The organism is Streptomyces prunicolor (assembly GCF_045162825.1).
GTDB lineage: Bacteria > Actinomycetota > Actinomycetes > Streptomycetales > Streptomycetaceae > Streptomyces > Streptomyces prunicolor.
This window is the reverse complement of record NZ_CP108676.1, coordinates 6,859,070-6,877,452: the sequence shown is the minus strand read 5'-3', so window position 1 is coordinate 6,877,452 and position 18,383 is coordinate 6,859,070. Positions and strand designations below refer to the sequence as shown.

Here is an 18,383-nt window from a genome sequence, read left to right as displayed (position 1 = left end):
ACGCGTCAGCCGCTCTGTGACAGCCCTTCGACACGGTCCTTCACGAGCGCCGTGTACTGCGCGGACATCTTGTCGACGTAGGTCTGGAGGTTGAACTGGCGCTCGACGTGTCTGCGCCCTTCCTGGCCGAGTCGGCGGGAGAGGACCGGGTCGAGGAGCAAACTCCTTACCCGGTCGCTGAGTTGATCGAGGTCTCCCGGCTTCACCACGTATCCGGTCCGGCCGTGGACGACGGTCTCCGGCAGGCCGCCGGTGGCCGTGACGACGACGGGGCGGCCGGCGGACATCGCTTCGAGGGGGGCGAGTCCCAGCGGCTCCGGGTAGTCCGAGGGGTAGACGACGACGTGGGAGCGGGCGTACAGGCCCGGCATCTTCTCCTTGGGGGTCGGCACCAGGTCCACGTGGGAGCGCAGTCTCAGCTCGTCGATCAGCTTGTTGAGCCGTACGAGGAAGCCCTGCTGTTCCTCGTGCCAGTCCACGACCTCGTGCGGGCTGGTCAGCACCAGGCGGACGGGCAGCCCGCTCTGTCTGAGCGCGCCCACCATGCGGACCGCCAGCTCCGCGCCCTTGTCCGGGAAGAGGCGGGCCGGCAGGAGCACGGTGCGGGGGCCGTCCTCCCGGGCCGGCGGCAGATCGCGGAACCGGTCGGTGGCTATGCCCAGGTAGATGCGGCGGGCGCGGATGCCGAGGTGCGTCCGGCAGGCGAAGGCGAGGTATTCGGAGACCACGAAGTGGCCGTCCCAGGAGGCGCAGAACTGGGCCGTCCAAGGGTCCTCGGGCCAGATGCTGTGGTACGTGTGCAGCAGCGGCGTGCTCGTGCGTTCCCGGAGCCGGTTCAGCGCCAGGGCCGGTACCGGGGAGAAGTGGTGCAGGTTGTGGCCGTGCACGAGCTGGATGCCGCGGGTGTCCACCACGCGGGCGAGCCATGCGTACAGCTCGGCGGCCTGGCGCTCCTCGGCGGGCGTCACCCATCTCCGCGCGCCCCGGGTCCCGCCCGCGCCCGGAGTGCCGCCGCGGTACTCGGCCAGCCGTAACAGGCGATGGCTGAGGACCTCGACCTGGTCGACCGGCTGCGGCCGGAGTTCGCCGGTCAGCAGGGTCACCCGGTGTCCCCGCTGCGCCAACGAGGCGGCGTAGTCGGCGAGATGGGATTCGACACCGCCGACCGTGGGCGGAAAGGCCCAGTGCACGAGGGCTATGGAACGCCGGCTGTCCGTTGGCCCGCCACGTACCACGTGTCTCCCTCTCCTCGGGGACCGCTCTGCCTCAGGTCGTGCGAGAACCTCAAGTCGTGCGAGACCCTCAGGTCGTGCCAGAGCCTCAGGCGTCGATGCGCCATTCCTCGGTGTCGATGCCCGATACCCTCACGCCGCCGTGGAGGTCGACGGTCACGTCGACGGATCGCTCGCCGAGCCTCAACCCCCGGACAGCGTAGGGGGATTCCAGGCCCATGCGTGAGGGCGCGATCGGCCGTAGCGTCAGCCGGCGGTCGGGGACGTCGGCGTCCACCCGGAGCATCGCGGAGCAGAGCAGTGCCGCCGCGGCGGCCGCCCAGGCCTGCGGGCGGCAGGAGGGCGGATACGGGGCCGGCCGGTCGAACCGGGAGTTCGCGTAGACCGCGTAGAGCTCGGGCAACCGGTGGTCGAAGTGCCGGGCCGCGTCGAGCATCCCGTCGAGCAGGGTGGCGGCCTCGTCGACGAACCCCGTGGCGGCGAGCCCGTGCACGGCGATCGCGGAGTCGTGCGCCCAGACCGATCCGCCGTGATAGCCGAACGGATTGAATCCGGCCAGGTGCGCGGAACGGGTGCGGATCCCCCAGGGTGTCCGCAGTCCGTCGGACATGAGCGCCTCGGCCACCGCCCGGTGCTCCTCCTCGCTCTGGAGGATGCCGGAGTTCAGCAGGTGCCCCATGTTGGAGGTCCGGCCGGTGACGGGACGTCCGGCGCCGTCGACGGCGATGGCCGGATAGCGCCGGCCGTCCGGCTCCTCGACCCAGAAGGACCGCTGGAAGGCGGCACGGATGCGGCTCGCCCGGTCCAGCCACACCTGTGCCTCCTTCTTGTCGTCCTGGAGCGCGGTGAGGAGTTCGGCGTAGCCCACGGCGGCCTGGTAGGCGTACCCCTGCACCTCGCACAGGGCGATGGGCGGGTCCACGCGGCGCCCCTCGGCGTCGCGGATCGCGTCGGGCGAGTCCTTCCAGCCCTGGTGCAGGAGACCGTCGGCCCTGCCCTTGCCGTAGCTGATCAGGTCGTCGGGGCCCAGGGTGGCCGCGACCCACTCCATCGCCGCCCGGGCCTGCGGCAGCAGCAGCCGCACCTCTTTCTCGGCGAGACCCCATTTCCAGGCCTCGTGCAGGAGGACGACGAAGAGCGGGGTCGCGTCGACGGACGCGTAGTAGCGGGCGGGGAGCACCATGCCGTCCCCGTGCCGGGTCTCCGTCGGCCGCAGCTCGTGCAGGATCCGCCCGGGGGCCTCGTCGGTGAACGCGTCGTGGTGCCTCCCCTGCCGGCCGGCCAGGGTCCGGAGGGTGCCGCGGGCCAGCTCGGTGCCGAACGGCAGCATCATGCGGGCCGCCCAGATGCTGTCCCGGCCGAACAGGCCGAGGAACCACGGGCATCCGGCGGCCACGAACTGGTTCTCGCGCCCGTCGGCGGAAGCGGTCGGCTCGGCCAGCCGCAGCGCCTCCAGGTCGGCCAGTCCCTTCGTGAGCAGAGCGGCCATGCGCTCGTGCCCGGTCACCTCGACCGGCCCCCAGGGAGCGGGCTGCCGCGGCGGTACCGGATAGTCGGCCACCGTCGTGGTCCCGCCCTGCACCACAAGTCGTACGGACCACTCTTCACCCGACCTGAGCAGCAACTCCCAGCGGAATTCGGCCAGTCCGGGCCGGTGGTCGTCCAGCGTGATCTTCGGTTCGAGCCCACCGCCGTTCAGCGGGACGGGCTCGGCCCGAAGCACGACCTCGCTGTTGTCTCGCGGGCTGTGCCAGCGCACTTCCGGAGCGAGGCCTTCCCCCAGTTCGCCGGGGATGTCGGTGGCCGGGACCCCCGCCTTGATCGTGGCCACGTCGGCGAGGTCGGTGGCGGCCACCACGGAGAGGATGAACCGCGCCGCCTCGGGGCCGACGTTCTGCACCAGAACGACGTCACCCGAATCCGCTGCCGGCTCCGGCTCCGTCACCGCGACGCCCGGACGCCTGACCGCGCGTTCCCGCGTGACCAGCAGCCAGGGCGCGGAGGTCGGGTCCTCGGAGGAACGGCACACCGCCTGGAAGAACGCCTCACGGGAGCCCTCGGTGCGATACGCGACATGCTCCGGTTCCTGGTCGTCGACGAGCAACCGGAGCGTGTGGAGGAGCCGTTGGTCCTGGTCGTAGAAGCCGTCGACTCCCGTTCCCCGCAGCTGTCCGTCCCGGGGCGACAGCGCGAACGACGGCGCGGCCAGGCAGATCACCGAGTCGTCCAGAAACGGCTGACGGCCCGGCAGGAGGGGAGCGGAGTCGATCACGGATGGCACCTTTCCAAAACGCTGCGAGGCCAGCTGCGCCGGTGCCGGCTCGGCCCGTCGAGCTTGCGTCGCACCCTCCCGAAACGGTGGGGGAGTTCGTCCGGAAAAACACCTGAACAGCCACTTGATGGTGAGTCACGATAACGGCTCGCCGACGCGACAGCCATCATGCGGCGCGGCGTCCGCCGTTCGCAGGAGGTTTGCGCAAGGGAGCAGAAGGTTTGCGCAACGGGGGCGTCAAGACCCGCTTCCCGCCTCATACTTGTTCTTCCAAACGGGGAACGGTGTTGGGCGGGGGGATCCCATGCGCCGTAACAGTCGGGGCGCACGACGTCTGAATCAGGTGCTCGCGGTCGCGGGCGCGGCGATCGCCGCGGGCGCCCTCGCCGGGGTCAAGTTCGTCGACGGCTGGCTGCAGTTCCTGGTGATCTGTCTGCTGGCCCTGGGCACCGGCCTCGGCGCCTACTCCGGGCGCGCCTTCCAGAAACAGGCCGAGGGGCTCCCGCCGCAGGTGCTGATCAGTCATCCGCACGGTGACGAACCGTGGGCGCACTGGCTGGCCTGGCGGTTACGCCGCAGCGGGTATCTGACCTCCACCCGGCCGTGGGCGACCGCGGAACACCAGGTGCCGCCGCCGCCCGAGGTGGCCCCCGATCATGAACTGATCATTGTTTCCCGGATGTTGGACGACGTGAATCACCATCCGGGACAGAGTCCGGGGCTGATCCGCATCGCCCGGAGCCGCAGCAGATCAGCCCTCGTTCTGGTGACCGCGCACCACAACCCGCCGTTGACGAGGTGGGCCGGCTGCGAGGTGCTGACGCTGGCCGGGCGCTCCGCCGACGACGTGGCGGCCACCGTCGACGCCCGTCTGCACCAGGCCGGCGCGGTGCCGCTCCCGACGTACACGGCCCCCCACGTCGTCGGCGAGGTCGAGCCGCGCTATCCGGCGCTGGGCCCGCTGATCAGCAACTTCGACCGGCGCGGGGCCTCGCACTTCACGGCCCGGCGCCGGGAACTGGCCCTGTTGCGCGAGGTCCTGGGCACGGTCAACGTCACGGGCGATGTACGGACGTGCGCGATCCACGGGCTCAGTGGCATCGGCAAGACCCGGCTGGCGCTCGAGTACGCCCGCCGGTACGAGGACCTCTTCGACGTCATCTGGCGGGTCGACGCCGCGCACGCCCCCACCGCCCGCGCCAGCCTCCTCGATCTCGCGCACCGTCTGCACACCGCCCGTGACCAGCCCGCGGGCGGCACGGTGCACGGCGACGACCGTGATCCCGAGCAGACGCTCCAGCAGTTGCTGTCCCACGAGTTGCCCCGGACGAGAGCGCTGCTGATCTACGACGGGGCCGAGGACGACTCCGCCATCCGCCAGCTGCTGCCGGACGCCGGGGACGGCGGTCAGATCCTGATCACCTCGGTCAACCCCGTGTGGCAGCGGAGCGCGCCGCGCCACCGCATCGCCCTGGAGGCGTTCACCACAGCGGAGGCCGTGGCGTTCCTCAGCGACGCGAGCGGCATCGCCGACGAGGACGGACTGGCAAGGATCGTCGACCAGTTGGGCCGGCTGCCGCTCGCGCTGGAGTCGGCGGCGGCGTCGCTGCGTGACGATCCCGATATCGAGGGGTATCTGCGGGCACTGGAGATCCGCTCGCGACTGGCTCCGTCCACCCGCCCGGAAGCGAGCCGCAGCGGCGCCCCCGCCTGGATCCTCTCCTTCAAGCAGGCCGAGGAGAAGGACGAGGTCGTGGGTCTCCTGCTACGGCTGTGCGCCTTCCTGGCACCGCAGGGCATCCCCGGCTACTTCTTCGAGGCCGACGGCGAGCGCACCGATCTGCTGCCGGAGCGGCTGCGTGTCGAGGTGGCGCACCCGGCGCGGGGCCGCCGTATCCGGGAGACCGCCAGGAACTCCTCGCTGCTGACCGGCGAGGCGAAGCTCGTGATGCACGCGCAGGTGCAGGCGGTGATCCGCAAGGAGATGTCCGTCGCGGAGCAGACCGAGCACGCGCGGGCCGCGGTGTGCCTGGTCAACGGCTGGTTCCCGGAGGACCCGGACCGGGAGGGGACCTGGCCGCAGTGCGTCGAGCTGCTCCCGCACGCCCGGGCCGTGCTGGACCACTGCCGGGAGCTCGGTGTCGTCGACGAGAACACCTCGACGCTGTTGCAGAGCATGGGCGAGTACTTCCGCGTGCAGAGCGACCGCGCGGAGGCGGAGCGGCTGCTGACCGAAGCCCTGGCACAGCGCGAGGGGCTGGGCGGCCGCCGCAACTCGCTCGTCGCCAACACCCTGGTCTCGCTCAGCCAGCTCAAGCTGCTCAGCGCCGAACTGCTCGAAGCCCGCACGTTCGCCGAGGAGGCGCTCGCGATCCGCGCCGGCATCGACGGCGACCGCGACCCGCGCACGCTGGAGAGCCGGATGCAGCTCGGGCGCGTCCTGCGGGAACTCGGCGACTTCGAGGGGGCGTCCGAGGCGGCGGAGCAGACACTGCTGCGCCTGCGGAGACTGGGCGAGCCCAACCCGGTGAAGGTGGCCGACGGCCTGTGCGATCTCGGTCTGGTCCGCTGGCGGCAGGGGCGGCTCACCGATTCGGTGCGCCTGCACCGCGAAGCGCTGCACTTCCTGGAGCAGACCCCGGGCGGCAGCGAACCCGCGCGCCGCAACCCGATGGCGTTCGTCCACCAGTCGCTGGGCCTGGCCCTGCTGGACTCCCACGACCTGGAGGGAGCCGAACAGCATCTGCGCACCGCCCTGGACATCCTGGAACGCGCCGGATACGCGGCCGGACACCCCGTCGTCCTCTCCTCGTCCGTCCATCTGGGCGAGACGCTCCGCCAGCAGGCGGCGAGGTTCCGGGGCCACCGCGACCGGCGCTCCGCCACCGCACGTGAGCGGTCGTTCCCGGGGGAACGCGAGGCGGAGCGGCTGCTCGCGGAGGCCAAGCACATCTTCGACGAGGTGCTCTCCGCACCCCATATGAACGGCGACCGGGACCACCCCGACCGGGCCTGCGCCCTGGTCCGCTACTCGCACCTGCTGCACGAACTGGGCAACAGCGAGGCCGCGATGACAGAGGTCACGAACGCGATCGGCATCTACACCGGCAAGTACGGTGCCCAGCATCCCTATGTGGCCGAGGCCCGCTACCGCAGGGCACTGATCCTCAAGGGATCCGGTGGACTGCCCCAGCGCTGGCAGGACGATCTGGTGACGGCACGGGAGATCTACGGCCGGATCCACCCCGCGGACCATCCCCTCATCGAGCAGATCGAGGAGGAGCTGCGGGACATCCCCTGAGGGCGTCCGGACCGACCTCGACGGCCGTTCAGGTGCCGGCGTCCGTCACCCACGATCACTGTGCAAAGTAGATGACCAGCGTCTGCTCCGGCTGTTCGGCCAGGTGGAAGGCCGTGTAGGTGTAGGTGACCGGGGTGCTGCGGCCCGGTGGGCGCAGGCGTTTGTGGCCACTGTGGCGGGCCTGTACCTCGTAGTCGGGCCACCAGGTGCGGGCTTCCTCGCTGTGTTCGTGTAGTTCCTCGATCAGCCGGGTGTAGCGCGGGTCGGCGGGGTGCCGGCCGGACAGGGTGCGCAGACGGGCCAGCAGACCTCTCGCCTCGGGTTCCCAGTCGGCCAGGACGTGCCGGGCCAGGGGTTCGAGGAACACCCAGCGCAGGAAGTTCGGCGGGCGGTCCGTCGGCGCGGTGAGGTTCGGGAACAGGTCGGCGGCGGGCTGGTTGTGGGTGAGGACGTCGTAGTTGCCGTCGATGACGTACGCCGGGTGCGGGTGCAGGAGGAGCGGGACCGAGGCCACCTCGGGGGTGAGGGGTGCGGAGGGCCCGCACTCGTCCGGCGGTGCGTGGTGGCCGGCGAGCCGGAGCAGGTGACCGCGCTCGTGCCGGTTCAGCCGGAGGGCCGAGGCGAGGGATTCCAGGACCTGTTCGGAGACACGGATCTCCCGGCCCTGTTCCAGGTACGTGTACCAGGTCGCGCTGATGCCGGCGAGCAGGGCGAGTTCCTCACGCCGCAGCCCCGGTGTGCGACGGCGACCGGTCCGCGGGAGGCCCACCTCGTCCGGTGTGACGCGCTCTCTGCGGCTGCGCAGGAACGCGGCCAGTTCCTGGCGTTGGTCCGGCTGGGTCGACATCGCGTGTGGCACCTCTGGTTCCAGAATAAGCAGCTTCTGGATACCAGGCTAAGCGCGCTCCACACTGAGGCCAAGTAACCGAGTGAATGTACGGGCGACAGGAGGAACACCATGTCCGGAATCGACGGCAAGGTCGTGGCGATCACCGGTGCCGGCAGCGGTATCGGTGAGGCGACCACGCTGCTGCTGGCCGAGCGGGGTGCCCGGGTGGTGCTGGGCGGGCGCCGGCTGGAGCCGCTGGCGGAGGTGGCGGCGCGGATCGAGAAGGCGGGCGGTGTCGCCGTACCGATCCGCACCGACGTGACCCGGCGCGAGGATCTGCACGCCCTGGTCGCGCTGGCCCGTGAGCGGTTCGGGCGGCTCGACGTGCTGTTCGGCAACGCGGGCGTCGGCCCCATCTCTCCCCTCGACGATCTGCGGGTCGACGAGTGGGACGAGATGGTCGACGTCAACGTGAAGGGGCTGCTGCACGGGATCGCCGCCGCGCTGCCGGTCTTCCGCGCCCAGGGCTCCGGCCACTTCGTCACCACGGCGTCCACGGCCGGGCTCCGCGTCGCGCCGAACATGGCCGTGTACGCCGGCACCAAGTTCGCGGTCCGGGCCATCTGCGAGGGGCTGCGCCAGGAGGCCGGCGCCTCGGTACGGGTGACCACCGTCTCCCCCGGCGTGATCTCCACCGGCTTCGCGGAGGCCTCGACGAACAGCCGGGTCAGGGAACAGATCACCGACATGCGGGACCGGCTGGCGATCCCGCCCGACGCGATCGCCCGGGCCGTCGCCTTCGCGATCGAGCAGCCCGCCGCGGTCGACGTGAACGAGATCGTCGTACGACCCACCGCCCAGGCCTGACTCCCCGCGCTCAGTACCGCACGGCCCCTCAGTACCGCACAGCGCTCTGCGCCAACGGCGGATACACCGCGCTCGGCACCCCGTCCACCGTCGCCCCCGCGTACTTGAGCATGTCGCCGACCTGATGGTTGAGGTCGTGGGGGAAGTTGAGGGTCGGCGTGGACACCTCGTCGAGGGTGGCCGTCTGGGCCCGGGTGAGGTGGACGTCCAGGGCGGTCAGGTTGGCTTCCAGGTGGGCCAGGGTGCGGGGGCCGATGAGGGTGGAGGTGACGCCGGGGCGGGACTGCACCCAGGACAGGGCTACGGCGGCGGAGGTGGCACCCGCCTGTTCCGCGACCTCGGCGAGGGTGTCGATCACCGTGAACTGAGCGGGAGTTGGGGCACCCAGGACCGCCGAACGCCTGGTATCGGCGGGAGTTGAGCCGCCGCTCGTGTACTTCCCGGACAGATAACCGCTCTTGAGGGGGCTCCAGGGCAGTACAGCCATCCCGGCGTCCTGGGCCAGCGGGATCAACTCGCCCTCGATGGTGCGTTCCAGGAGCGAGTACTCCAACTGGAGTGCGGTGACCGGGGTCCAGCCGCGCAGCAGTGCCGTCGTGTGGGCCTTCGCGGTGAACCAGGCCGGGGTGTCGGAGAAGCCGACGTAACGGATCTTGCCCGCCGTCACCAGGTCGTCCAGGGTGCGCAGGGTCTCCTCGACCGGGGTGGAACGGTCGTGGTTGTGCAGCCAGTACAGGTCGATGTAGTCGGTGCGGAGGCGGCGCAGCGAGTCCTCCAGCTGGCCGATGATCGCCTTGCGGCTCGCGCCGCCGCCGTTGGGGTCGCCGAGGTGGAGGTTGCCGTAGAACTTGGTGGCCAGGACCAAGCGGTCGCGCAGGCCGGGGTGGGCGGTGAGGAAGTCGCCGAGGATGGCCTCCGAGTGGCCGTTCGTGTAGAAGTTCGCGGTGTCGATGAAGTTGCCGCCGCGGTCGAGGTAGGTCCGGAGGATCTCCTCGGACTCCTTCACCCCGCAGCCGAAGCCGCCGTCCTCGCCGAAGTTCATCGCGCCCAGACAGAAGGGGCTCACCTTGAGGCCGGAACGGCCGAGACCGACGTACGAGTCGAGTGCCATGAAATGCTCCTCTGAGGAGTGGGTGGGAAACCGACTCCTTGAGCACACCACTGTGAGCAGGGCAGTTGTTAGGGCGATACCGCCGGGCTCTTGCACGATCCTGTCGAATCGACTCGCCGACGGGCGGTTGCCGGCCGGCGAGGCAGGGTGCTTTGATCGGACGTGTCCCCGAACGCACATCTGCATGAGCTGCGCGCCCTGATCGACCGGCACGCCTCCCGCCCCCGCCCGCTCGGCGTCGACGGCCTGCTGCTGACCCGGGCCGACCGACCGGAGGCGCCGACCGCGAGCCTCGCCCGTCCCGTGCTGGCGATCGTCGCGCAGGGCTCGAAACGGCTCACCCTCGGCGACCGCGTCCACGACTACGGCGCCGGGCAGTACCTCGTCGTCTCGGTCGATCTCCCGGTCGCGGGCCACTACACGCAGGCCGGCCCCGAGAAACCGTTCCTCGCCTGCGGCCTGGCCCTCGAACCCGCGAAGATCGCCTCCCTGCTGCTCGACACGGGGACCACCCCACTCCCCCGCGGCACGACCCCGCACGGTCTCGCCGTGTGCGACGCTTCGGCCGAACTCCTCGACGCGGCAGTGCGTTTGCTACGGCTGTGCGACCGTCCCGGCGATGCACCGGTGCTCGCCCCGCTGATCGAGAAGGAGATCCTGTGGCGGCTGATCACCGGCGAACAGGGCGCGCTCGTACGGCAGATCGGGCTCGCGGACAGTCAACTCACCCATATCGGCAGGGTCATTCGCTGGATCCGCGACCACCACACGGAGACCCTCCGCATCGAGGACCTGGCCCGGCTGGCCGGGATGAGCGCCTCCCCCTTCCACCGCCACTTCCGCGCGGTGACCGCCCTGACCCCGATCCAGTACCAGAAGCGGATCCGCCTCCAGGAGGCCCGGCTGCTCCTGATGAGCAGCACTGAGGATGTCGCCGACGTCGGCTTCGCGGTCGGCTACGACAGCGCGTCCCAGTTCAGCCGCGAATACCGCCGCGCGTTCGGCAGCCCACCGGGGCAGGACGCGGTACGGCTGCGGGGCGGGGTCGACAGGGCGTGACAGGGGCCAGGGGAACGGAACTCTCCGACGGCAAGTTAAGGTAAGCCTTACCTGGCCGGATGTGATCGGAGAGACAGTGATAGTGCGTGCGTTCAAGAGGAAGGCTGTCACGGCGTTGGCCGCCGTGTCCGTCGTCGGGGGGTTGCTGGCCGGGTGCTCGTCGTCCTCCGCCGACAACGATGCCGAGAAGACGGGCGACGGCCGGCAGAACAAGGTGATCGGTGCCTCCGAGGGCCCCGACGCCGCGCCGAGCACCCTCGCGACCGGCATGGGCTCGGACAACGACACCGACGGCACCTTCCCCCGTACCGTCACGCACTTCGAGGGCAGGACGACCATCAAGTCGAAGCCGACGAAGATCGCCGTGCTGAGCACCGGCCAGCTCGACGATCTGCTCTCGCTCGGTACCGTCCCGACCGCCACCACCCGCGCCGACAACGCCGGACTGGTCCCCGACTACCTCGCGGACGCCTTCCCGGCGGACAAGTCGAAGCTCGCCGCGATGACGGACGCGGGCACCCGCCAGGCGCCCAACCTGGAGACTCTCGCCGCCGCCAAGCCCGACCTGATCCTCGCCAACGACTCGCTCGGCGACCTCTACCCGAAGCTGTCGAAGATCGCCCCGACCGTCATCACGGCCGGCAACGGCATCAACTGGAAGCGCGATCTCCTCCTCGTCGGCGACGCGATCGGCAAGGGCCAGCAGGCGCAGAAGCTGCTCGACGGCATCGTCGAGGACGCCCACGAGAAGGGCGAGGCCCTGTCGAAGACCTCCGTGTCGATGCTGCGGTTCACACCCGGCCGCACCCGGATGTTCGGCGTCTCCTCCTTCACCGGTTCCATCGCCGTCGACATGGGCCTCGACCGGCCCAAGTCCCAGCAGTTCAAGGCGATTTCGGAGGACATCGGCGCCGAGAGCATCGACAAGGCCGACGGCGACTGGATCTTCTACTCCGTGCAGGGCGACGCGGACAAGACGGATGCCGCGAGCGTGCTCGCCGGACCGCTCTGGAAGTCGATGAGCGCGGTCAAGGCCGGACACGCGGTGAAGGTCGACGACGACCCCTGGTACCTCAACGCGGGCCCGACCGCCGCCCGCCTCGTCGTCCTCCAACTCGCCGAGGACATCAGCAAGTAGAGAAGCAAGCAGAGAGACGGACAGCGAACACGTCGTGAGCGTCAAACGCCTCGCCTGGCCGGCGGCCACCCTCGCGGTGGCCGCCGCCGTGCTGCTCAGCCTCGCCGTCGGCACCCGCCCGGTGCCTCCGTCCGCCGTCCTCAACGCCCTTCTGCACGGCGGTGGTTCACCGGACGCGCTGGTCGTACGGTCGCTACGGCTGCCCCGCACCGAGATCGGGCTGACAGCCGGTGCCGCACTCGGCGTCGCGGGCGCCGCGCTCCAGGCCGTCACCCGCAACCCGCTCGCCGACCCCGGCATCCTCGGCCTGAGCCAGGGCGCGGCGGCCGGCGTCGTCCTCGCCATCGCCACCGGCCTCGCGAGCGGTTTCAGCGGCTACGTCTGGTACGCCTTCGCCGGTGCCGTCCTCGCCGCCTGCCTCGTCTACGGCATCGCCGCGCGCGGCCGGGGCGGGGCCTCGCCGGTGAAACTCGCCCTCGCCGGTACGGCGTTGTCGGCGATGACCGCCGGTGGTACGACCGTCGTCCTGACCTCCAGCTCCGCCACCCTCGACCAGTTCCGGTTCTGGCAGGTCGGCTCGCTGAGCGGACGGGACGCCGACACGGTCGTGGAGATGCTGCCGTTCCTGGTGGCGGGGGCCCTGCTGGTCCTCGCCTGTGCGCGCGGGCTGGACGCGCTGGCGCTCGGGGACGAGACGGCGCGGGCGTTGGGGCATCGGGTGGGGGTCGTGCGGGTGAGTGCGGCGCTCGGGGCGACCCTGCTGGTGGCGTCCGCGGTGGCCGCCGCCGGGCCGATCGCGTTCGTGGGGCTGGCCGTCCCGCACCTGGCCCGCCGCCTCACCTCCGGCGGCCACCGCACCCTGCTCCCGCTGTCCGCGCTGCTCGGCGCCGCGCTGCTGGTCGGCGCGGATGTGGCGGGGCGGGTCGTGCGGGCGCCCGCCGAGGTGCCGGCCGGGGTGATGACCGCGTTGGTGGGGGTGCCGGTGCTGGTGGTGTTGGTACGGCGCCGGGGAACCGCCGTATGAGCAGCGCCACCGGTGTCAGTGTGCTGCGCCCTCACCCCGCCGTCTCCCTTCTCCTGCACCGTCGTTCGGCCGTGGTGGCCGTAACTCTCGTGCTGGCGCTGGGCATTGCGATGACCGCCGCCGCCTGTTTCGGGCAGACCTACATCTCGCCCGCCGAGGTGTGGCACACGCTGCGTACCGGTTCCGGGCAGTACGACCTGGTCGTCAACGAGTTGCGGGTTCCCCGGATCGTGCTCGGGGCGCTGGTCGGGGTCACCCTCGGGCTCGCCGGGGCGCTCGTGCAGACCGTCACCCGGAATCCGCTGGCCAGTCCGGACGTGATCGGCGTCGGGCACGGTGCCGCCGCCGCGACCGTGCTCGCGCTGTCGGCCGGGATGGTGAACTCGCCCGGTGCCATGCCCGCCGTCTCCGTCCTGGGCGGACTCGCGGCCGCAGCCCTCGTGTATGTGCTGGCGTGGCGGCACGGGATGCAGCCAAGTCGGTTCGTGCTGACCGGAGTTGGCATCGGGGTCGCGCTGTCGGCCGTGGTGCAGCTGTATCTCGCGGACAGCGAGTTGCAGGCCGCCGAACAGGTCAAGCTGTGGCTGACGGGCTCGCTGAACGGGCGGGGCTGGGAGCAGGCGGGGCCGCTGGCCGTCGTACTGCTGCTGTCGCTGCCCGCGTTGGTGTGGGCGAGCCGGGCCGTGCGGCCGCTGGGGCTCGATGCCGACACCGCGGCCTCGCTGGGGGTGCGGGTGGACCGGACGCGGCTCGCGCTGACTGTGCTCGGGGTGGTGCTGGCCGCGACGGCGACGGGGGCGGCCGGGCCGATCGGGTTCGTCGCGCTGACCGCGCCGCAGTTGGCCCGGCGGCTCACCCGTACGCCTCAACTGCCGTTGGTGTGCTCGGCGTTGACGGGCGCGGTGATCCTGGTGGCGGCCGATCTCGCTGCCCGCACGGTGTTGCCCCCGCTGGAGGTGCCGGTGGGGGCGCTCACCTCGTTGGTCGGGGGGCCGTATCTGTTGTGGCTGTTGGGGCGGAACAGGGTGGGGGGCTGAGGTTCGTCGGCGGCTGCGGACCGGTGGGGGCTGGTCGCGCAGTTCCCCGCGCCCCTAAAAAGCGCCTGGCGCTTCCCTACTCAGGGGCGCGGGGCTGTATCGATGTGCGGCTCCGCCGCGTGGGCGCGAGCAACCACGACGCACCCGCACTCGACAACGCGCCCCAAAGGGGCGCGGGGAACTGCGCGACCAGCCCCGACGCACCCGCACTCGACAGCGCACCGGGCCCCGGAGCAGTACAGCTCCGGGACCCTCACTGAACGAGGCCGCCGAGTCAGATCGTGGCCGTGTCGATCACGAACCGGTACCGGACATCGCTGGCCAGCACCCGCTCGTACGCCTCGTTGATCTGCTCCGCGGAGATCAGCTCGATCTCGGCGCCGAAGCCGTGCTCGGCGCAGAAGTCCAGCATCTCCTGGGTCTCCTGGATACCGCCGATCCCGGAACCGGCCAGGGTCTTGCGGCCGGCGATCACGGAGAACAGGTTGAGGGAGACGGGCTCCTCGGGGGCTCCCACGTTCACCAGCGCGCCGTCCGTCTTCAGCAGCGAGAGGTACGCGCCGAGGTCGAGCGGGGCCGACACCGTGGAGATGATCAGGTCGAGGGTGCCGCGCAGCTCCTCGAAGGTCTTCGGGTCGCTGGTCGCGTAGTAGTGGTCGGCGCCCAGCTTCAGGCCGTCCTCCTGCTTGCGCAGCGACTGCGAGAGGACCGTGACCTCCGCGCCGAGCGCGTGCGCGATCTTGACGCCCATGTGACCGAGGCCGCCCATGCCGACGATCGCGACCTTCTTGCCGGGGCCGGCGTTCCAGTGCTTCAGCGGCGAGTACAGGGTGATGCCGGCGCAGAGCAGCGGCGCGGCCTCGTCCAGGGCGATGCCCTCGGGGATGCCGAGGACGAAGTTCTCGTCGACGACGACCTTCTCGGAGTAGCCGCCGTAGGTGGGCTCGCCGTCCTTGCCGATGGCGTTGTACGTGCCGACGCTGCCGCCGGTGCAGTACTGCTCCAGACCCGCCTTGCAGTTGTCGCACTCGCGGCAGGAGTCGACCAGGCAGCCGACGCCCACGCGGTCGCCGACCTGGAACTTGGTGACGCCGGGTCCTACCTCGGAGACGATGCCGGCGATCTCGTGGCCCGGGACCATCGGGAAAATGGCCTTGCCCCAGCCCTCTTGGGCCTGGTGGATGTCCGAGTGGCAGATACCGGCGAACTTGATGTCGATCAGAACGTCGAACTCACGTACGGCCCGGCGCTCGATGGTGGTGCGCTCCAGGGGAGCCTTGGCGGCGGGGGCTGCGTATGCGGCGACTGTAGTCATGCCGAGAGTCTCCTAGCGGGGGGATGCGCGCCCGGCTGCCTTCCGGCCGGGCACGGAACCAAGCCTGCCCGAAAGTCCTGTGGCTACCCAGGTCACGCCTCTGCGTACGTCCGCTGTGCCTACCACCAGCGAGGTCAGGCTCCTGGGCGTACGACCGGGAATACTGGAGCGTATGGACGAACAGCCCGAACCCGCCACCGAGCCCGCGGTCGACGCCGGACGGCCCCTGGACCGGCGTGCCGAGCTGAGCGAGTTTCTGCGCACCCGGCGGGCCCGGCTGAAGCCGGAGGACGTGGGGCTGCCGGACTTCGGGCGGCACCGCAGGGTGCCCGGGCTGCGCCGCGAGGAGCTGGCGCAGCTGGCCGGGGTCTCGGTGGCGTACTACACCCGCCTGGAGCAGGGCAACGGGCGGAACGTGTCGGCGGAGGTCCTCGACGCGATCGCCCGCGCCCTGCGCCTGTCCGACGCCGAGTCCTCGCACCTCACCCACCTCGCGAAGCCGAAGCAGCACAAGAAGAAGCCGTCGCCCCCCACCCAGCACGTGCGCACTCCGCTACGGCAGCTGCTCGACTCGATCGACACGGTCCCGGCGTACATCTCGGGCCGCCGCTCGGACATCCTGGTGTGGAACCGGATGGCCGCGGCCGTCTTCGGCGACTGGTCACAGCTGCCGCCGCAGGAGCGGAACTGGGCGCGGCTGGTGTTCCTGCGGCCCGAGTACCGGGAGCTGTACGTGGACTGGGAGCAGAAGGCCACGGACATCGTCAGCATGCTCCGCATGGACGCGGGCTGCCACCCGGACGACCCGCGGCTGTCCGCCCTGGTCGGCGAACTCTCCGTCAAGAGCGAGGAGTTCAGGCGCATGTGGGCCACGCACGACGTCAAGGAGAAGACCTACGGCGTCAAGCGCCTCCACCACCCGCTGGTCGGCGACCTCACCCTCAACTTCGAGGGCTTCCGCCTGGGCGACGGCTCCGAGCAGTCCCTGATCACCTACCACGCGGAGCCCGGCTCCCCGTCCGCCGACGCCCTGCGCCTGCTGGCGAGTTGGGGCACGGACGCGACCCGCGTGGGCACCTCGGCCCAGCGCCCCGACCTCACTCCGTGACACCCGGATCCGCCCGCATCAGCCGCCGCATCGCGGCCGGCCGGGGCTCGGCCTCCTTGAGATCGAGCAGGGCTTCCTCGGCGCTCTCGCCGTCCCGGGCGAGGCCACGGTCCAGGCGCTTCACGGCGGCGTCGGCGCCCGCGAGGACCTCGTTCACCGACCGTGAGGCGTCCAGCACGCGCTCGGGCACGGCCATCTGCGCCTCGGCGTACCGGTCCCGGTAGTCCCGCCGCGCCTCCTCCAGCTGATCGCGCTCCAGCTCGGTGTAGACACCGTCGCGGAGGCGATGCAGGGCGTCCTTGAGCAGCGTGTGGAACTGCCGCGAGGCTCGGTTCATGAGCGTATAGGCGTTCCGCCGCTCCTCGAACCGCCGCCTGCGCTCGGCGAGTTGGACCTCATCAGCGCGCTGCCGTGCGGTGAGGCGCTGGCTGAGGACGGGGGCGAAGAGGGTGCCGAGCACGCCGACGACGGCGGTGATCGTGGCGGTGACGGCGGCGGTCATAGGGGGCCCTATGGCACCTCCGAGACGCCGACGTCACCCCTGATAGGGCGGCATCGACCCCCAACTCCAGCGCGGCACCGGCTGCTTGGCGGGCGGTTGCGCGTCCGGGCCGGAGAAGTACACCGCCAACCGCGTCCCCCACTCCACGTACGCGAGGAACGCCGACCGGAACTCCGCGTCGGTCGGCAGGCCCGCGTCGTCCGCCGCGTCCTGGACGAGGTCGACCCAACGGCGGCGCTGCCGCTCGCTGATGTTCCTGCCGAAGTGTTTGGCGACCATGTGGCCGTGGTCGCCCTGGGTCTCGGAGTAGGTAGCCGGGCCGCCGAAGACCTCGCCGAGCCAGAGGGCGACGTGCTCGGCGTGCTCGGGAGCCAGTCCGGCGAAGAGGGGTGCGAGGAGGTCGTCCTTGAGCACCTTGTCGTAGAAGACCTCGGTCAGCCGGGAGAAGGCCTCGGCGCCGCCCGCCCAGTCGTACAGGGTGGGGACGGCGGAGCCGTCGCCGCGGACCGGGGTCGGCTCGTAGTGGCGCATCTCCTCGACGTCCTCGACGTACGGGCCGATCTCGGCGAGGAACGGCGGAAACAGCTCCGACCCGCGGAAGCCCTCCAGGTGTGCCTCGGTCGACGTCCAGGTGATGCGCAGGACGAAGCGCTCGGCGTCCTCCTCGCAGCGGGCCAGCTCGTACGCCACGCACTGCGGGGCGGCGGCCAGCTGTCGTGCGGCACGGGTGTAGGCGGCCAGGAACTGTGCCGACCGCTGCTCGGGGATGCGGTATCGGATGTACTCGACGGTCTGGGCTGTCATGGGGCCACGGAAACACGAGGGGCCCGCCGGAAGCTGCACTTCCGGCGACCGGTTCGCTACGGGCTCACTCCACCTCCTCAAGGGGACCAAATAAACAGTCCACAGTGAGGACCTTTTACGGGATAAGGTTCCGCGCATGGGTATGAACAGGCCGGACGGCCGTCCTCTGCGGCTCGCCGGAATCGCCGAAGCGGCACTCATCTACCAGGCCGACAAATCACAGACCCGCCGGCTCCTCTCCCGCGACGGAGCCCCCGAGCCCATCGACACCATCGCCGTCGGCCCCGTCTACGACCGCGAGGATCTCGAACGCCACGCCGCGGCCCGGTCCAGGAAGCCTGGCCGCCCCGAGAAGGACGAGGAGCGGCTTCCCGTGCACCTGGACGACACCGACCCCATGTGGGCCAGGCACGACGGCGGCTCGGGCCACGACGGCGCTGACTGGAAGGACACCGACCAGGCCCGGGCCGTGGCGTACTACCTGGCCCTGTCGAGGCGCGCACAGGAGATCTTCGACTATCTGCGGTCCACCCCAGGCCGCCTGGTCTCCAGTGACGAGATCGCGGAGCGGTTCGGCCTCAACCCGGACGGCACCAAGAACAACCCCAACGTGGTGGCCGGATATATGAACACCACCGGCCGGGCACGCAGGGAGGCCGGACGCCGCTTTCCGTTCTCCTGGTGGGAGACCGCGAGCGGCGCCCACTACGCGGTGAAGCAGTCCGTCGCCGACCTCTTCGACGCGGCCCTGACAGCGGAGGCGCCGACACGGCAGCGGTGACCG

General features: G+C 70.9%; 15 protein-coding genes. 8 read left to right on the top strand and 7 right to left on the bottom strand.

The annotated features are described in order from the left end of the window. Nucleotides 1-5: 5 nt before the first annotated feature. Nucleotides 6-1,190, bottom strand: a complete 1,185-nt coding sequence (locus tag OG588_RS31720; protein ID WP_405950245.1) for a glycosyltransferase family 4 protein — start codon at nt 1,188-1,190, stop codon at nt 6-8. 130 nt (nt 1,191-1,320) lie between these two features. Continuing rightward, on the bottom strand, nt 1,321-3,504 hold the full coding sequence (locus OG588_RS31715) for a glycogen debranching N-terminal domain-containing protein (RefSeq protein WP_405950244.1): 2,184 nt from the start codon (nt 3,502-3,504) through the stop codon (nt 1,321-1,323). Nucleotides 3,505-3,808: 304 nt separating this feature from the next. Between OG588_RS31715 and OG588_RS31710 the strand changes: the two genes are divergently transcribed. Continuing rightward, nucleotides 3,809-6,805, top strand: a complete 2,997-nt coding sequence (locus OG588_RS31710; RefSeq protein WP_405950243.1) for a tetratricopeptide repeat protein — start codon at nt 3,809-3,811, stop codon at nt 6,803-6,805. Nucleotides 6,806-6,860: 55 nt separating this feature from the next. Here OG588_RS31710 and OG588_RS31705 read toward each other — a convergent pair whose 3' ends face one another. Further along, on the bottom strand, nt 6,861-7,652 hold the full coding sequence (locus OG588_RS31705; RefSeq protein ID WP_405950242.1) for a helix-turn-helix transcriptional regulator: 792 nt from the start codon (nt 7,650-7,652) through the stop codon (nt 6,861-6,863). Nucleotides 7,653-7,763: 111 nt separating this feature from the next. On the opposite strand from OG588_RS31705, the gene OG588_RS31700 reads away from it, so the two are divergent. Next, on the top strand, nt 7,764-8,501 hold the full coding sequence (locus tag OG588_RS31700) for an SDR family oxidoreductase (RefSeq protein WP_405950241.1): 738 nt from the start codon (nt 7,764-7,766) through the stop codon (nt 8,499-8,501). Between the two features lie 28 nt (nt 8,502-8,529). Here OG588_RS31700 and OG588_RS31695 read toward each other — a convergent pair whose 3' ends face one another. Then, the gene (locus OG588_RS31695) at nt 8,530-9,612 is read right to left on the bottom strand and encodes an aldo/keto reductase (protein ID WP_405950240.1); all 1,083 of its coding nucleotides are present in this window, start codon (nt 9,610-9,612) and stop codon (nt 8,530-8,532) included. A 162-nt stretch (nt 9,613-9,774) separates the two neighbouring features. On the opposite strand from OG588_RS31695, the gene OG588_RS31690 reads away from it, so the two are divergent. The 4 genes from OG588_RS31690 to OG588_RS31675 all read left to right on the top strand — a co-directional run bounded on the left by OG588_RS31690 (nt 9,775) and on the right by OG588_RS31675 (nt 13,870). Beyond that, complete coding sequence (locus OG588_RS31690) at nt 9,775-10,671, top strand: AraC family transcriptional regulator N-terminal domain-containing protein (RefSeq protein ID WP_405950239.1); 897 nt, start codon at nt 9,775-9,777, stop codon at nt 10,669-10,671. Between the two features lie 82 nt (nt 10,672-10,753). Next, nucleotides 10,754-11,809: an ABC transporter substrate-binding protein gene (locus OG588_RS31685; RefSeq protein ID WP_405950238.1), complete on the top strand. Its 1,056-nt coding sequence runs from the start codon at nt 10,754-10,756 to the stop codon at nt 11,807-11,809. Nucleotides 11,810-11,843: 34 nt separating this feature from the next. Beyond that, complete coding sequence (locus OG588_RS31680) at nt 11,844-12,833, top strand: FecCD family ABC transporter permease (protein ID WP_405950237.1); 990 nt, start codon at nt 11,844-11,846, stop codon at nt 12,831-12,833. After that, nucleotides 12,830-13,870, top strand: a complete 1,041-nt coding sequence (locus OG588_RS31675; protein WP_405950236.1) for a FecCD family ABC transporter permease — start codon at nt 12,830-12,832, stop codon at nt 13,868-13,870. The genes OG588_RS31680 and OG588_RS31675 overlap by 4 nt, the downstream gene beginning before the upstream one ends. Nucleotides 13,871-14,144: 274 nt before the next feature. On the opposite strand, the gene OG588_RS31670 is transcribed toward OG588_RS31675, so the two are convergent. Further along, nucleotides 14,145-15,185 carry an NAD(P)-dependent alcohol dehydrogenase gene (locus OG588_RS31670; RefSeq protein ID WP_405950235.1) on the bottom strand — a complete coding sequence of 347 codons (1,041 nt, stop codon included), beginning with the start codon at nt 15,183-15,185 and terminating at the stop codon, nt 14,145-14,147. A gap of 172 nt (nt 15,186-15,357) precedes the next feature. On the opposite strand from OG588_RS31670, the gene OG588_RS31665 reads away from it, so the two are divergent. Further along, nucleotides 15,358-16,293 (top strand): helix-turn-helix domain-containing protein, encoded by a 936-nt coding sequence (locus OG588_RS31665; RefSeq protein WP_405950234.1) that lies wholly within the window; start codon nt 15,358-15,360, stop codon nt 16,291-16,293. On the opposite strand, the gene OG588_RS31660 is transcribed toward OG588_RS31665, so the two are convergent. Continuing rightward, nucleotides 16,283-16,795: a hypothetical protein gene (locus OG588_RS31660; protein ID WP_405950233.1), complete on the bottom strand. Its 513-nt coding sequence runs from the start codon at nt 16,793-16,795 to the stop codon at nt 16,283-16,285. The genes OG588_RS31665 and OG588_RS31660 overlap by 11 nt on opposite strands. Nucleotides 16,796-16,828: 33 nt before the next feature. Beyond that, nucleotides 16,829-17,599 (bottom strand): antibiotic biosynthesis monooxygenase, encoded by a 771-nt coding sequence (locus tag OG588_RS31655; protein ID WP_366096465.1) that lies wholly within the window; start codon nt 17,597-17,599, stop codon nt 16,829-16,831. A 136-nt stretch (nt 17,600-17,735) separates the two neighbouring features. On the opposite strand from OG588_RS31655, the gene OG588_RS31650 reads away from it, so the two are divergent. Further along, entirely contained in the window at nt 17,736-18,380 is a 645-nt protein-coding gene (locus OG588_RS31650; protein ID WP_405950232.1) for a DUF6416 domain-containing protein, read from the top strand. Nucleotides 18,381-18,383: the final 3 nt, after the last annotated feature.

What these genes read in the sequence shown, in the direction of transcription:
- OG588_RS31675 (WP_405950236.1), top strand. Translation starts at nt 12,830, where the DNA reads ATGAGCAGCGCCACCGGTGTCAGTGTGCTGCGCCCTCACCCCGCCGTC.
- OG588_RS31655 (WP_366096465.1), bottom strand. Translation starts at nt 17,599, where the DNA reads ATGACAGCCCAGACCGTCGAGTACATCCGATACCGCATCCCCGAGCAG.
- OG588_RS31695 (WP_405950240.1), bottom strand. Translation starts at nt 9,612, where the DNA reads ATGGCACTCGACTCGTACGTCGGTCTCGGCCGTTCCGGCCTCAAGGTG.
- OG588_RS31650 (WP_405950232.1), top strand. Translation starts at nt 17,736, where the DNA reads ATGGGTATGAACAGGCCGGACGGCCGTCCTCTGCGGCTCGCCGGAATC.
- OG588_RS31710 (WP_405950243.1), top strand. Translation starts at nt 3,809, where the DNA reads ATGCGCCGTAACAGTCGGGGCGCACGACGTCTGAATCAGGTGCTCGCG.
- OG588_RS31665 (WP_405950234.1), top strand. Translation starts at nt 15,358, where the DNA reads ATGGACGAACAGCCCGAACCCGCCACCGAGCCCGCGGTCGACGCCGGA.
- OG588_RS31700 (WP_405950241.1), top strand. Translation starts at nt 7,764, where the DNA reads ATGTCCGGAATCGACGGCAAGGTCGTGGCGATCACCGGTGCCGGCAGC.
- OG588_RS31660 (WP_405950233.1), bottom strand. Translation starts at nt 16,795, where the DNA reads ATGACCGCCGCCGTCACCGCCACGATCACCGCCGTCGTCGGCGTGCTC.
- OG588_RS31670 (WP_405950235.1), bottom strand. Translation starts at nt 15,185, where the DNA reads ATGACTACAGTCGCCGCATACGCAGCCCCCGCCGCCAAGGCTCCCCTG.
- OG588_RS31705 (WP_405950242.1), bottom strand. Translation starts at nt 7,652, where the DNA reads ATGTCGACCCAGCCGGACCAACGCCAGGAACTGGCCGCGTTCCTGCGC.